Origin of the sequence: Parabacteroides sp. CT06 (assembly GCF_002257605.1) — a bacterium.
GTDB classification, from domain to species: Bacteria; Bacteroidota; Bacteroidia; order Bacteroidales; family Tannerellaceae; genus Parabacteroides; species Parabacteroides distasonis.
Map to the genome: position 1 here is coordinate 4827091 of NZ_CP022754.1, position 15307 is coordinate 4842397.

At 45.8% G+C, this 15307-nt stretch carries 12 protein-coding genes; 10 read left to right on the top strand and 2 right to left on the bottom strand.

What is annotated here, in order from left to right; all coding sequences use genetic code 11:
* The first annotated feature begins 8 nt into the window (after window positions 1–8).
* From ade to deoC, 5 genes are read left to right on the top strand one after another with little or no spacing between them, the layout of a single operon-like run.
* The gene (ade, locus tag CI960_RS21070) at window positions 9–1646 is read left to right on the top strand and encodes an adenine deaminase (protein ID WP_005860444.1); all 1638 of its coding nucleotides are present in this window, start codon (window positions 9–11) and stop codon (window positions 1644–1646) included.
* On the top strand, window positions 1643–3478 hold the full coding sequence (gene uvrC, locus CI960_RS21075; protein ID WP_005860442.1) for an excinuclease ABC subunit UvrC: 1836 nt from the start codon (window positions 1643–1645) through the stop codon (window positions 3476–3478). Before ade ends, uvrC begins: the two co-directional genes overlap by 4 nt.
* Before the next feature lie 16 nt (window positions 3479–3494).
* The gene (gene dtd, locus CI960_RS21080) at window positions 3495–3947 is read left to right on the top strand and encodes a D-aminoacyl-tRNA deacylase (protein WP_005860440.1); all 453 of its coding nucleotides are present in this window, start codon (window positions 3495–3497) and stop codon (window positions 3945–3947) included.
* A 2-nt stretch (window positions 3948–3949) separates the two neighbouring features.
* The gene (locus CI960_RS21085; RefSeq protein WP_005860438.1) at window positions 3950–4282 is read left to right on the top strand and encodes a nucleotide pyrophosphohydrolase; all 333 of its coding nucleotides are present in this window, start codon (window positions 3950–3952) and stop codon (window positions 4280–4282) included.
* Between the two features lie 4 nt (window positions 4283–4286).
* Window positions 4287–5225 (top strand): deoxyribose-phosphate aldolase, encoded by a 939-nt coding sequence (gene deoC / locus CI960_RS21090; protein ID WP_005860436.1) that lies wholly within the window; start codon window positions 4287–4289, stop codon window positions 5223–5225.
* Between the two features lie 147 nt (window positions 5226–5372).
* Here the strand turns inward: deoC and CI960_RS21095 are convergent, their stop codons facing one another.
* Window positions 5373–6347, bottom strand: coding sequence for a polyprenyl synthetase family protein (locus CI960_RS21095; protein WP_008773223.1), 975 nt, complete (start codon window positions 6345–6347; stop codon window positions 5373–5375).
* A 101-nt stretch (window positions 6348–6448) separates the two neighbouring features.
* Here CI960_RS21095 and polA point away from each other — a divergent pair, with 101 nt between their 5' ends.
* The 4 genes from polA (at window position 6449) to CI960_RS21115 (ending at window position 12893) form a co-directional block, all read left to right on the top strand.
* Window positions 6449–9214: a DNA polymerase I gene (polA, locus tag CI960_RS21100; protein ID WP_005860432.1), complete on the top strand. Its 2766-nt coding sequence runs from the start codon at window positions 6449–6451 to the stop codon at window positions 9212–9214.
* Window positions 9215–9424: 210 nt separating this feature from the next.
* The gene (gene araJ / locus CI960_RS21105; protein WP_005860430.1) at window positions 9425–10573 is read left to right on the top strand and encodes an MFS transporter AraJ; all 1149 of its coding nucleotides are present in this window, start codon (window positions 9425–9427) and stop codon (window positions 10571–10573) included.
* A 206-nt stretch (window positions 10574–10779) separates the two neighbouring features.
* Window positions 10780–11883, top strand: a complete 1104-nt coding sequence (gene ychF / locus CI960_RS21110) for a redox-regulated ATPase YchF (RefSeq protein WP_005860429.1) — start codon at window positions 10780–10782, stop codon at window positions 11881–11883.
* Between the two features lie 95 nt (window positions 11884–11978).
* Complete coding sequence (locus tag CI960_RS21115) at window positions 11979–12893, top strand: TolB family protein (RefSeq protein ID WP_005860427.1); 915 nt, start codon at window positions 11979–11981, stop codon at window positions 12891–12893.
* Here CI960_RS21115 and CI960_RS21120 read toward each other — a convergent pair.
* Window positions 12885–14030: an AraC family transcriptional regulator gene (locus CI960_RS21120; RefSeq protein WP_005860425.1), complete on the bottom strand. Its 1146-nt coding sequence runs from the start codon at window positions 14028–14030 to the stop codon at window positions 12885–12887. The genes CI960_RS21115 and CI960_RS21120 overlap by 9 nt on opposite strands.
* A gap of 232 nt (window positions 14031–14262) precedes the next feature.
* Here CI960_RS21120 and CI960_RS21125 point away from each other — a divergent pair, with 232 nt between their 5' ends.
* Window positions 14263–15204: a fimbrillin family protein gene (locus CI960_RS21125; protein ID WP_094582557.1), complete on the top strand. Its 942-nt coding sequence runs from the start codon at window positions 14263–14265 to the stop codon at window positions 15202–15204.
* Window positions 15205–15307 lie beyond the last annotated feature (103 nt).

Below are 15307 nucleotides of genomic sequence, written 5' to 3' on the forward strand. Positions count from 1 at the left end.
ATATTCAAATGAATGAAGCTAAAACACTGGTTATACGAGGAAATCTGGTAGATATAATCAACAGGCGCACCTTCGGGGCAGAGATTTCAATCCTAAACGGGCATATCGGAAAGGTAACCCCTACCGGACAAGATGAGGGATATTACCTCCTCCCCGGCTTTATTGACGCACATGTCCATATAGAGAGTAGCATGGTAACCCCTACGGCATTCATTCACGCAGCCGTACGCCATGGCAGTATCGGTGCCGTGGCGGACCCTCATGAGATAGCGAATGTAATGGGTACCGAAGGAGTCGAATATATGCTCGACAACGCGAAAGGGATTCCTTTCTACACATGGTTCGGTGTCCCATCTTGCGTACCGGCTACGATTATGGAAACCTCCGGTGCGATCATAGACGCAGACGAAACCGCTCGTTTGTTGGAACGAGAGGATCTACACTTCTTGGCAGAGATGATGAATTACCCCGGAGTCTTAAATAAAGATCCGGAAGTTATGCGCAAAATAGAAGCCGCGAAACAAGCGGGTAAACCCATAGACGGACATTATCCCCTAGCGACAGGTCCCAAGCTAAAGGCATATATCGAGTCTGGTATTTCCACCGATCATGAAACCATCTATCTAGAAAAAGGCCGTGAGAAATGTGAGCTTGGGATGCATGTTCTTATTCGGGAAGGAAGCGCGGCGAAAAACTTTGACGCACTTCATCCGCTATTGAAAGAGTATCCCGAACAAATCATGTTCTGTACAGATGACGCACATCCTTCGTTTTTAAACAAAGGACACATAAATAGGATGGTAAAAAAATCGCTGGATTTAGGATATGATCTATATGATGTATTACGGGCCGCTTCCTATAATCCGGCCATGCACTATAAAATCCCCGCAGGTTTCTTACGAGAGGGAGACTCCGCCGATTTTATCCAAGTAAACAATTTAAAGGATCTAACCATACAGGCAACCTATATACAAGGAACCTGTGTATACGATGGAGAGAAATGCACGCTTCCACTCCAAAAGCCTATACATCGTAATAATTTCCACACGAAACCGATCACATTAGAAAAGCTAGCGGTAAAAGCGAAAGGGGAACAGATGCGTGTCATTGTTTGCGAAGACAGCGAATTAATCACGAAAGAAGAACTATATCCTGTACATACATTCGATGGATTTGTAGAATCAGATACAGAACGAGACATTTTAAAACTCGTTATTCTAAATCGCTATCAAACGGCTCCTCCCGCTATTACCTTTATAAAAGGAACAGGGCTCAAGCTCGGTGCCATCGCTCAAAGTATCTCCCACGATAGCCATAACATCATCGCTATAGGCGTAACCGATTTCGAGCTTATGCAAGCGATCAATGTGGTCATAAAAGCGAAAGGAGGAATCGCCGTGAGCTGCATGGACGAAGTCACTCTCCTGTCCTTGCCGGTAGCGGGATTGATGAGCGACGAATCATTGGAAGAGACGAGCCGCCGTTACGAAGAGATCGAGGAAAAGATCAAGCGATTAAAATCCCCGATGGATTCATTACAAATGACGCTTTCTTTTATGGGATTGCTGGCGATCCCATCCTTAAAACTTAGCAACAAAGGTTTGTTCAATAGCGAGACATTCCAATTTACTTCCCTATTCGTATGATAGCCGATAAAGACGAACATATCAAGACGATCCTATCGGTCATTCCGGAAAAGCCGGGATGCTACCAGTATTTCGATGAAAACGGAACGATTATATACGTCGGCAAGGCGAAGAACCTAAAACGACGGGTATCCTCTTATTTCAACAAGGTACATGACAGCAATAAGACCCGTGTGTTAGTCAAGCAAATCCGGGATATCAAATATATAGTCGTCGATACGGAAGAAGACGCGTTACTACTGGAAAACAACCTCATCAAACAGTATCGTCCCCGCTATAACGTATTATTGAAGGACGACAAAACCTACCCTTCCATCGTGGTAAAGAACGAGTACTTTCCCCGGGTTTTCCAAACCCGGAACATCGTTCGGGACGGATCACAATATTACGGTCCTTATCCCTCTTTGTTCACGGCGAAAGTGATGCTACAAATGCTAAAGGAACTTTACCCTTTACGCACTTGTAAATATCCCCTCACTCCCGAATCCATCGCACAAGGACGCTATAAGGTTTGTCTGGAATACCATATCAAGCGTTGTAAAGGGCCTTGTGAAGGCTTGCAATCATTGGAAGAATACCAGCAAAATATTTCCGAGATCAAAGAGATTCTGCGAGGCAACATCTCGCAAATCAGCAAACACCTCTATGAGGAGATGCAATCGCTCGCTGCCGAGCTCAAGTTTGAGGAAGCGCAAAAGATCAAGGAAAAATACGAAGTCATCGAGAACTACCGTTCTAAATCTACGGTCGTAACCCCGATGCTACATAATATAGATGTATTCACGATCATAGAGAATGACCATTCCGCTTATGTGAACTTTATGCATATCGGAAACGGGGCGATCGTACAAGCCTATACATTCGAGTATAAAAAACGATTGGACGAGAGTAAGGAGGAATTGTTAAGCCTCGGTATTATCGAGATGCGGAATCGTTTTAAAAGCACCGCCCGGGAGATTATCGTGCCTTTCAAGCTGGATATGCAACTAGAGAATGTCACCTTCACCATTCCCCAAAGAGGGGATAAAAAGAAACTGCTCGATTTATCCGAGATGAACGTCAAGCAGTTTAAGGTTGACCGCTTGAAGCAAGCGGAAAAGTTGAATCCGGAACAACGGAATACCCGTATCTTGAAAGAGATCCAAGAGGCCTTGCATCTGGAGAAATTGCCTGCTCATATCGAATGTTTCGATAATTCAAACATACAGGGAAGCGATGCGGTAGCGGCTTGCGTGGTATTCAAGATGGGAAAACCGTCCAAGCAGGAGTATCGTAAATACAATATAAAGACCGTAGTCGGTCCGGATGATTACGCCTCTATGAAAGAAGTTGTCCGTAGGCGTTACGGGCGGGCAATCGAGGAGCGATCTCCCCTACCCGACTTAATTATAACAGACGGTGGAAAGGGGCAAATGGAAGTGGTTCGCTCGGTGGTAGAAGATGAATTAGGCTTGTCCATTCCAATCGCCGGACTAGCGAAAGATGGTAAGCACCGGACCTCGGAGTTATTATTCGGGTTCCCACCCGTAACCGTTGGCATGCGTTTGGACAGTCCGCTATTCCATCTGCTTACCCGGATACAAGACGAGGTACACCGTTTCGCCATCACTTTCCACAAGGATAAACGAAGTAAGACCCAGACAAAATCCGAATTAGACACCATTAAGGGTATCGGTGAAAAGACAAAAGTATTACTTTTACGTCACTTTAAAAGCGTAAAACGAATCAAGGAAGCAAGCTTCGAGGAACTGAAATCCGTGATTGGCGAGGCGAAAGCCAAGGCACTACAAGAGGGACTGGATGGAAAGCGAACAGAAAGCGAACAAAAATAGAACAAAAGCGAACAAGATGAGAACAGTTACACAACGTGTGCAGCACGCTTCCGTCACGATAGACGGACAGCTTAAGTCCAAAATTGGAAAGGGGCTATTGGTATTAGTCGGTATCGAGGACAAGGATACGCAAGAAGACATTGAATGGTTGGCAAAAAAGATCACCAACCTACGCATATTTGACGATGAAAACGGGGTCATGAACCGCTCGGTTATCGAAGCGGGAGGCGAGATCATGGTTGTCAGCCAATTTACCTTACACGCCTCTACGAAAAAAGGGAACCGCCCCTCCTACTTAAAAGCGTCTAAACCGGATATCGCCATTCCGATGTATAAAGCTTTTTGCGAAGAGGTAGGGCTTCAACTCGGAAAACCTGTACAAACCGGAACATTCGGAGCTGATATGAAAATTGAACTTTTAAACGACGGGCCGGTTACTATTATTATCGACTCTCAAAATAAAGAATAAGTATGGCAGATATAACCTTACAACAAGCCCAGCAAATGGTAGACTCTTGGATCAAGACCTATGGGGTCCGTTATTTCAATGAGCTTACCAATATGACCATCCTCACCGAGGAAGTGGGCGAGCTAGCCCGGATCATGGCACGTACCTACGGTGAGCAGTCTTTCAAGGAAAGTGACAAACACCGGGATTTAGGCGATGAAATGGCGGATGTGTTATGGGTATTGCTCTGTCTGGCCAACCAGACCGGAGTAGATCTTACCGCCGCTTTCGAGAAGAATCTCCAAAAGAAAACAGACCGAGATAAAGAACGACATATAAACAATCAAAAACTATAAGCATATGGCACATCATCACGATTGCGAATGTGGACATGATCATCATCATGAACATGAACACGAATCAAATTCCGTACAGATAGACCGTTATCATGAAGCTTTCAATAAGTTTGAGTCGGCCCTGCCGGATACCCAGACCACCGAGGCTGTAAACGCTCTTTTAGAGAAACATTTCCAAGAGAACTTTACACCGGAAGTATTGAAAACGATTCATGGTTGCATCGACTTGACCTCATTAACCAGCCTGGATACCAAAGAAAGTATCTGGAAGATGGTAGACACGGTAAATGATTTCGAGGGAACTCGTCCGGATGTCCCGAACGTAGCCGCTATTTGCGTCTATCCCCTATTCGTGGAAACGGTTAAGCAGGCACTTACCGCACAAGAGATTAAGATCGCGTCGGTTGCCGGAGGTTTTCCTTCCTCACAGACATTTACGGAAGTCAAGATCGCCGAAACGGCCATGGCCGTCATGCAAGGAGCCGATGAAATCGACGTTGTCATGAACCTAGGCTATTTCATGGAAGACAATTTCGAGGAACTGACGGAAGAATTACAAGAGATCAAAGAGAGCTGTCGCCACGCCCATTTAAAGGTAATCCTAGAGACCGGAGCTTTAGTCACAACGGAGAACATCCAAAAAGCATCCATCCTAGCCATGTATTCCGGCGCGGACTTCATCAAGACCTCTACCGGCAAAGGATACCCGGGAGCCACTTTCGAGGCCGCCTATACCATGTGCAAGGCCATCAAAACCTACCATTCCATCACCGGAAATAAGGTTGGCATCAAGATCTCCGGAGGCGTACGCACGGCGGAAGACGCAGTTCGATATTATACGATCGTAAAGGAAATACTGGGCAACGAATGGCTGAACAAGGATTTGTTCCGTATAGGAGCGAGCAGTCTGGTCGGTGATATAGAAAAACGACTCGGGAAATAGTCCATTCTAATAAACCGGGCGCAGATGACTTAGAATCCTGTGTCCGGTAAGCACTCTCAAAGTCAGTTAACTTCATTGGCTATTGAAGCATACTTACTTTTTTACTAACAAGAGCCATCTCTCTACAACTAATAGATAAAGGAATTTCTATTTGGAGCGAGTCATAATATAATCCGCCAACTGGATCAAGGATGTCCGTGCCCCGGATTCTGGCAATCTCAAAAGAACATCGACCGCCTTATCATGATATTCCTTCATGCGGGCCTCGGCATATTCGATTCCACCGTTCGCCTTGGCAAACTCAATCAAAGAATCGACATTCTCCGCCGCAAAATCCTTCCGTAAAATCATATCCAAATAACGGGCGGCCTCCTCTTCCCTACCCTGCCGCAAGGCATATAATAATGGAAGCGTAACCTTACCCTCACGAATGTCATTTCCCGTCGGCTTACCGATATTCGCCTCCTTGAAATAATCAAAGATATCATCCTTGATCTGGAAGCAATACCCCAGATACTCGCCAAACTCACGGCAAAGAGCGATCACCTCCGCAGAGGCGCCCGATGAAATGGCCCCAATCTCCGTGCAAGCGGAAAGCAAGGTAGCCGTCTTCTTCTTGATAACTTGCAGATAACAATTCTCGTCTAAGATACTCTCCTCGGCGGTCTCCAATTGCTTGATCTCACCTTCGGACAAGTCTCTGCCTAAATTAGAGATAATCCCGACAATCCGCAAATCGCCGGTTTGTATGGAACGGATCAAAGCGGTAGAAAGCACATAATCACCTACCAACACGGAAATACGGTTATCGAAGATAGCGTTCAATGAGGGAACGCCACGACGTTGCTTCGTCTCATCGATCACGTCATCGTGAATCAATGTAGCGGTATGCAAAAGCTCCAGCAAAACAGCGGAATTGATCGTGTTATCCGTAACCTGTCCACAGACCTTGGCGGTAAGGAGCACCAATAACGGACGCACATGCTTCCCGGTAGAATTCAGTATAACGTCGATAGCCGATTGTAACCGGGTCGTCTCGCTGCGTAGAGATGCCTCGAAATCCTTATTGAAACGTTCAAATTCAGCGGAAACCGGTTCTTCTATTTTCCTTCTTTCATCCATAATTCCATGCAAAGATTCGCAAAAGTAACAAAAACTATCGAGTAAGCGAGTTTTTTCGTACATTTACCCAGATTTTGTCCCACTAAAACGTGTTAAAAGTAATGAAGTTATTCCTTATAGATGCGTATGCGTTAATTTATCGCTCCTATTACGCCTTCATCAAGAATCCGCGTATCAACTCCAAGGGTGTGAATACCTCCGCCATTTTCGGTTTTATCAACAGTCTGGAGGATGTATTAAAACGTGAGAACCCGACTCATATAGCGGTGGCCTTTGACCCGAAGGGACCGACCTTCCGCCATGAGGCCTTCGAGCAATACAAGGCACAACGGGAAGAGACGCCGGAAGTGATCCGTCAATCCGTCCCTATCATTAAAGAAATCATAGAGGCTTACAATATTCCGATTCTGGAAGTACCCCGCTACGAGGCGGACGATGTGATCGGCACCGTGTCCAAACAGGCGGAGAAGGAAGGCTTCGAGGTGTACATGATGACGCCGGATAAAGATTACGGCCAATTGGTGTCCGAACATATATTTATGTATCGTCCGAAATTCGGAGGCGATTACGAGATCATGGGCGTGCCCGAGGTCTTAAACAAGTACGGCCTCACGAGTACGGAGCAAGTGATCGACTTGCTGGGACTGATGGGCGACGCTTCCGATAATATCCCCGGCTGTCCGGGTGTCGGCGAGAAGACCGCTCAAAAACTACTGACCGAATTCGGAAGTATCGAGAACCTGTTAGCGAACACTGATAAGTTGAAAGGCGCGCAAAAGAAGAAGGTAGAGGAGAACGCCGAGCAAATCCGTTTCTCCAAATTCTTGGCGACGATCAAGACGGATGTCCCTATCAAGTTCGATGCCGCCCGTTGCATTCGTGAAAAGCCAAACGAAGAGCGGCTGACTGAGATTTACACAGAATTGGAATTTAGAACATTTATTAACAAACTAAGTTCTGAGCCGGTCAAAGCCGCTCCGAAAGGTCCCGTTCAAGGCGATTTGTTCGCGATTTTTACGCCCGAGAGTACGGAAGAGCCCAAAAAATCGATTCTCACGGACTTAAAGTCCACCCCCCATAACTATTATTTAACTGATACAGAGGAAAAACAAGCCGATTTAGCCCGCTTTTTATTGGGTCAAGAATTTTTCGCCTTTGACACGGAAACCGACGGTATCGATCCCTTGAAAGCCGGATTGGTCGGAATGTCGTTCGCCGTGAAAGAAAACGAGGCTTGGTATGTCCCTGTTCCCGCCAACTCAGTAGAGGCGGCGAAAGTAGTGGAACGCTTCTCCCCTGCCCTGCAAAATCCGAAATCATTAAAGATCGGGCAAAACATCAAATTCGATATTTTGGTACTTCGTAAATACAACGTGAAGGTAGCCGGTCCTCTGTTCGATACGATGATCGCCCATTACCTGCTGAATCCGGAATTGCGGCACGGAATGGATTACCTAGCGGAGACCTACCTCAAGTACCAGACCGTCCACATCGAGGAACTGATCGGCCCAAAAGGAAAGAACCAGTTATCGATGCGAAACGTACCCGTGGAGCAAATCGCCGAATACGCCGCCGAGGACGCGGACATCACGCTCAAGCTAAAGAATTATTTCGCGCCCGAGTTAAAGAAGGAAGGACTGGAATCCCTCTTCACCACGATCGAGATGCCATTAATATATGTATTAGCGGAAATGGAGGCCACCGGCGTCACGCTGGATACGGTAGCGCTTAAGCAATCTTCGGGGGAACTTACCGCCTCCATGAACAAACTGGAGCAAGAGGTTTACGAGCTGGCCGGCACGGAATTCAACATCAACTCCACGAAACAGGTCGGCGAAATCCTTTTCGACCGCTTGAAGCTGGACGAGAAAGCGAAGAAGACCAAAACTGGCGGTTACAGTACCAGCGAGGATGTATTGGAGAAACTTCGCAGCAAACATCCCATCATCGGCAAGCTCCTTGAATACCGCGGACTTAAAAAGTTATTAAGTACCTATATCGACGCTCTACCCGAGTTGATCAATCCGCAGACCGGAAAGATACATACCTCTTTCAACCAAGCGGTAACATCTACCGGACGCCTCAGCTCTACCAATCCGAACCTGCAAAACATTCCGGTACGGGACGATCTGGGCCGTGAGATCCGTAAGGCATTTATCCCGGACAATACGGATTGCCTCTTCTTCTCGGCCGACTACTCCCAGATCGAGCTTCGTATCATGGCCCACCTGAGCGGTGACCCGCATATGATCGAGGCTTTCCAAAGCGGAGCGGATATCCACGCCGCCACAGCCGCCAAGATCTACGGAATCCCGGTAGAAGAAGTAACCAGTGATATGCGCCGGAAGGCGAAAACCGCCAACTTCGGTATCATCTACGGCATCTCCGTCTTCGGGCTCGCCGAGCGTCTGGGCATCCCTCGTTCTGAGTCCAAGGAACTGATAGACGGTTATTTCAGCACCTACCCCCGCATCAAGGAATACATGGAGGAGAGCATCAAGGTAGCCAAGGAAAAAGGATACGTAGAGACCATTTTCAAGCGCAAGCGTTTCCTTCCGGATATCAACTCACACAACGCCGTCGTACGCGGCTATGCCGAGCGAAACGCGATCAATGCCCCTATCCAAGGGAGCGCCGCCGATATCATCAAACTAGCGATGGTACGCATTTACGAACGCTTTGAGGAAGAGGGATTGAAAAGCAAGATGATCCTCCAAGTACACGATGAGTTAAACTTCAATGTCTACAAAGAGGAAGCCGAGGAGGTAAAGAAAATCGTGCTGGAGGAAATGGAAAACGTCATGAAACTACAAGTCCCCTTAATCGCCGATTGCGGCGAGGGAGAGAACTGGTTGGAGGCGCATTAAAATAATGCCGGAATTCCCCTTAAAAAAACATGTACGTGTTTTCCTGAAAACACGTACGACTTTTTCTTGAAAGACGTACATGTTTTTTTAAGACCCTAACAGCCCATCACGAAACGCAAAACTTTCCCCTAAAAACATTCCGAAAAGCAAATAATAATGTATACTATACACTATATTTGCGCTCGAAAAGATTGTTGAGCATTTTAGGTTATGAAAAAAAGTTTGATCGCTTTAGCTTTCGGTACCCTTGGGCTGGGGATTGCCGAGTTCGTAATGATGGGTATCCTACCCGACATCGCGAAAGATTTACACATCAGCATTGCTACAGCCGGGCATCTGATCTCAGCTTATGCACTAGGGGTTTGCGTAGGCGCTCCCATGTTGATTATCGCCCGTAGATATCCATTAAAACACATTTTGCTTGTTTTAGTAGGGATTATGATGATCGGTAATTTATGCGCCGCATTAGCGTCTAATTACTGGGTATTGATGATAGCCCGCTTCATCTCTGGATTGCCTCACGGAGCTTACTTCGGTGTTGGCTCCATCGTAGCCGAAAAGCTTGCTGATAAAGGAAGAGGCTCCGAGGCTGTCTCTATCATGATAGCGGGGATGACGATCGCCAACCTATTCGGTGTCCCGTTGGGGACGGCCCTCAGCACCATGCTCTCGTGGCGTCTGACTTTCTTACTGGTTGGTTGCTGGGGCATAGCCATCTTATATTACATCTGGAGATGGGTACCTATGGTAGAGAACCTTCCGGATACTGGCTTTAAAGGACAATTTCGTTTTCTTAAGACTCAAGCGCCATGGTTAATCCTAGGGGCGACAATGCTAGGTAACGGAGGTGTATTTTGCTGGTATAGCTATATCAGCCCGCTATTGACACAAGTATCCGGCTTCTCGGCCGAAAGCCTTACTGTTTTAATGGTATTGGCAGGTTTCGGTATGGTAGCGGGCAACTTGATCAGTGGCCGCCTATCCGATAAATATATGCCCGGACGGGTAGCGGCCATAGCGCAAGGCATGATTTGCGTAGCCCTACTGCTCGTCTTCTTCTTGGCACAAATATCTTGGTTAAATGTCTTGCTGATGTGTCTGTGTACGGCGGGATTATTCGCCGTCTCAAGCCCTCAACAAGTATTATTGATCCGTTACTCCAAAGGTGGAGAGATGCTGGGAGCCGCCAGCGTACAAGTTGCGTTCAATTTAGGAAATGCTATCGGAGCTTATTGTGGTGGGTTACCATTGGAGGTCGGCCTTGGTTATAAATATCCGGCCTTGATAGGTTCCGGATTCGCTTTTATCGGATTCTTGTTATTGACTTTCTTTTACCGGAAATATGAGAGAACAACCTAAGTAAAAAATAACATTAGTAAAGAAGCCTATGAACAAACTCGTTAAAACATTATTAAACAAACAATCGATGAGGCAACCGGTTAAGCATGAAGAGAAAGCCTAAGAAAATAACCGTATCAGCCTAAAATTGATTATCTTTGCGAACTCAAAACAAGTCGCTTGGAGCGACTATATAACAGATTGATAATAAAAAATACGATAATAATATGGCATTACAATGTGGCATTGTGGGACTTCCGAACGTAGGAAAGTCTACCCTTTTCAATTGCCTATCCAACGCGAAGGCACAATCAGCGAACTTTCCGTTCTGTACGATCGAACCGAATGTAGGCGTGATCACCGTACCCGACGAGCGACTGAATAAACTAGCGGAAATCGAACATCCGCAGCGAGTGATCCCCACCACCGTAGAGATCGTGGATATCGCCGGATTGGTGAAAGGAGCGAGTAAAGGCGAGGGATTAGGCAATAAGTTCTTGGCTAATATCCGTGAGACAGACGCTATCTTGCACGTATTGCGTTGCTTCGACGACGATAATATCGTGCACGTGGACGGACGTGTAGACCCGGTCCGTGATAAGGAGATCATTGACTATGAGCTTCAGATCAAGGATTTGGAAACGATAGACAGCCGTATCGCCAAGGTGCAAAAACAAGCGCAAACCGGAGGTGATAAGCAAGCCAAGATCGCTTACGAGGTACTTTGTAAATACAAAGAGGCTTTAGAACAAGGAAAAAGCGCACGTACCGTTTCTTTTGATACGAAAGACGAGGAACGCATTGCCCACGATTTATTCTTGCTGACGGATAAACCTGTCATGTATGTTTGTAACGTGGATGAGGCTAGCGCCGTAAACGGCAATAAATATGTAGATGCCGTACGCGAGGCGGTTAAAGACGAGGATGCCCAGATTCTAGTAGTCGCCGCTAAGATCGAGAGCGAGATCGCTGAGTTCGATACCTATGAGGAACGCCAGATGTTCTTACAAGAGATCGGATTGGAAGAGTCTGGCGTAAGCCGTTTGATTAAATCGGCTTACAAATTATTGAATCTGCAAACCTTCTTGACCGCCGGATCGGACGAATGTCGTGCGTGGACGTTCCATAAAGGCTGGAAAGCTCCTCAATGCGCCGGTGTTATCCATACGGACTTCGAAAAAGGATTTATCCGTGCCGAGGTGATCAAGTACGAGGATTATATCGCTTATGGCTCCGAGGCTGCTGTTAAAGAGGCCGGAAAGATGAGCGTTGAAGGTAAGGAATATGTTGTGCAAGATGGAGATATCATGCATTTCCGTTTCAATGTATAAGGAGTAATCGAAATAAATTATATCTTTGAAACCGGGTAAAATAGCGTAAAGCTAATTTTACCCGGTTTTCTTATATCCTTTAAATCTATATGTATATGAAACGTTTTCTCAATTCTGTACTTTGTATGTGTATCGCCGTTTTTTGTACGCATGCCCAAAAAAAGAATGTGACTAGTGTGCTGGAAGTGATGGACATTACGACCGGGCAACGTTCCGTTGTCAAGGAATTCCCTTTTTTGATCGAGGCACCTAACTGGACTCCGGATGGTAATTGGCTTGTATATAATAGTGGAGGAAAATTATATAAGCTCTCTCCGGAATCTCCGGGAGAGCCGCAATTAATCAATAGCGACTACGCAACCCGTTGCAACAACGACCATGTGATCTCTGCGGATGGGAAGCAAATAGCGATCAGTAACGGAACGAAAGAAGATGGCCGGTCGCGTATCTATACCCTGCCTTTCGAAGGAGGTGTTCCCCGATTGATTACCCCACTCGGTCCTAGCTACCTACACGGGTGGAGCCCCGACGGAAAACAACTCGCTTATTGCGCCGAGAGAAACGGTAATTTTGATGTTTACGTCATTCCTGCCCTAGGCGGAGAAGAAAAACGTCTTACGACAGCCGAAGGTTTGGACGATGGCCCCGAATACTCACCTTGCGGACAATATATCTGGTTCAACTCCGTACGTACCGGGCTTATGCAAGTCTGGCGCATGAAGGCGGATGGTTCCGAACAAACCCAGATGACATTCGATGAGACCCGAAATTCTTGGTTTCCCCACATCTCTCCGGATGGAAAACAAATCGTTTTCATCACCTATACAAAAGGTGATCTGGAACCCGGACAACACCTCGCCAATAAAAACGTAGAGTTACGCCTTATGCCAGCCGAGGGCGGAGAACCTAAGACTTTAGTCAAACTATTCGGCGGGCAAGGTACGATAAACGTAAACTCTTGGGCACCCGATAGCAAGCGATTCGCTTTCGTCAGTTACCGGTTAAATTGACTCGTTCCCGTCTCTCCTGTATTCGGAAGGAATAACCCCTGTCTGCTTAATAAACGCACGACGGAACGTACTGATAGAATGGAAGCCCGAACGTTCGGCTATCTCTTGTATACTGGCCAGAGGTTCGGCTTCCAATAAACGTTTGCTTTCCTCTACCCTGAAATGGTTTACGTAATCCGAGAAGGAACAACCTAATTCTTTATTAAACAATTGGGATAGATAAGAGCGGCTCATCGGGAAGATCCGCTGTAAATCCGTTAAGCGTAAATCTTCCCGTAGATAGGGCTTTTCACGTTCAAACCACGCCTGTACTTCCTCAACATACCTTTGGCGTATGATGCCTTTCTGTTCCTCACTACCTTGATCATCATCCGTATCCTCCTCCAAATCGGGTAATCCCCATCCGCTCTCGAATGTGTGATCCAAATGGATAACCTTTAGGAACAAGGCCTTATAAAAGAAATAGTACCATAAAACCAATAAAAACGTTTTGTCGATTACATATAGGCTAACCCGATCCGTAAACAACAATACCAAATAAAAAATATACATAGAAGAAAGGATCAGCATGGTCTTTTTCAACCAGTCCAGATCATAATCTTCCGGGTCCGATACATTTTCCCTTAAATACACCTTAAATCCCTCACTATAGCGCAAGATCAGATAAATAGGAACGATCATATACAGAAGCGTGAAAAATAAAATCAAAAGCCTTATAACCACATCCAGATTCAAGGTATCGAATACCTCGCCAAAAGAGTTATAACGATGAATATTTCCACCGGATAGCCGGTAAATCAAAAAAGAAATACCCAATACCCATATCGGACTGGTAAAAATAAAGAAACGGCGAACGGTCATATAGCAAGGTCGTAACACTTCTATCACGTAACAAGCTAATGTAGCTACCACAATACATCCCATAATCAGCACATCCGGATGAAATATCTCTTTTGAATCCTCTAAATACAGGTTAACCGATACTCGTACCGCCGCTAAAAACGCCCATAATAACATACTCCACCCCAAAATCTGTTTTGCCCTATTCTCACGGGCCCGTAGTAGCAGGGTAATACCACCAAAAACACAAAAGCCTAATATCTGTAAGCTTAGTAGAAACTGAATTTTATCCAACATAATAACACTACCTCCTATCTATTAAACAATACGCCCCCCCGAATGTTCTTTTTGACCCCTCAGTTAACAATATGAACGCCTTAGACAATTTGAACGATCTAATTTTATACGATTTCACCGACGTTTTAGACCGTATGCACCTCCCTTTCCCCTTAACCACCCGATATTTGCATCCAGAAGTTTCACACAAAAATAAGTAAAATAATGAGAAATTTTAGTACTCTTTACCAGTATGATTTTAAGCTTTTGGGGTTGCTCCAACGACAAAGACTTCGGAGGTCTTGAGAATATCGGCTGGAATGAAAAACCACTCCAAATAACGACTCGTATCCTAACTACAAAATCCACCAATTTTATACAAGAATTTAAAGAAGGCTCTATGCTCGGACTACAAATCACGTCCGGTACAGTCGACGATTTATACAATGGCATATCCACTTATAAAAACGTAAGCGTAAAAGCTTATAGAGTGAATGGAAAAATCCGGTGGCAACAGAGTCCGGAAGTGATCCTTGACTCTAATGAAGCTACGATATACGCATATTATCCATATCAAGAAGATATAAATTTTAACGCCCGGCAGATACCTGTTAAACTGGCCCCGAACGCATTGGAGACCGATGATTATATGTATGGAACCCATGCGATCGGACAAAAAGCGGTCAACAGTACCTCGCCACTTGTATTACTCAGCATGAATCATGCCCTATCGCTTATATCTTTCCAGTTGAACCTAAGCAAAGGCAAGACAGGTGCCTTTATTATAAGTTCCGTTCAAGTAGGAAATAAGCCCGGTGGAACAACTTTAGTCAGCGAAGGAACCCTCGATATCACGACGGGCGATATCATCGGTTCTACCGCCCGTAGCACGTCCGCATCCACGGTATTATCCTTGACGAATCCGGTTACCCTCATCAACGAGAAATATTGTGATCCTATGCGGCTCATGGTAATTCCACCTTCCGGCACGATCGGAACCGGAGACGTGGAGACCTTATTCACGATCAACGGAGAAACCTACAAATTTGACATACCCGCTAACACCCAATGGGAAAAAGGGAAAAAATATTTATATAAGCTAAGCTTTAACGGAAGGTCGTTACAATTGCGAGACGTCTCTATCACAGACTGGTTACCGGGTAACGACGAAGGATTGATTGGCAATATCATGTAAGTTTTTTATGTTGTGGTTATTAAGGTGTAATGCCGTGGCAAGCTTTGATCCGTTTGCCACCGGCAACTACACTGAAAATAACAATTGGCTCTATCATTCCGGC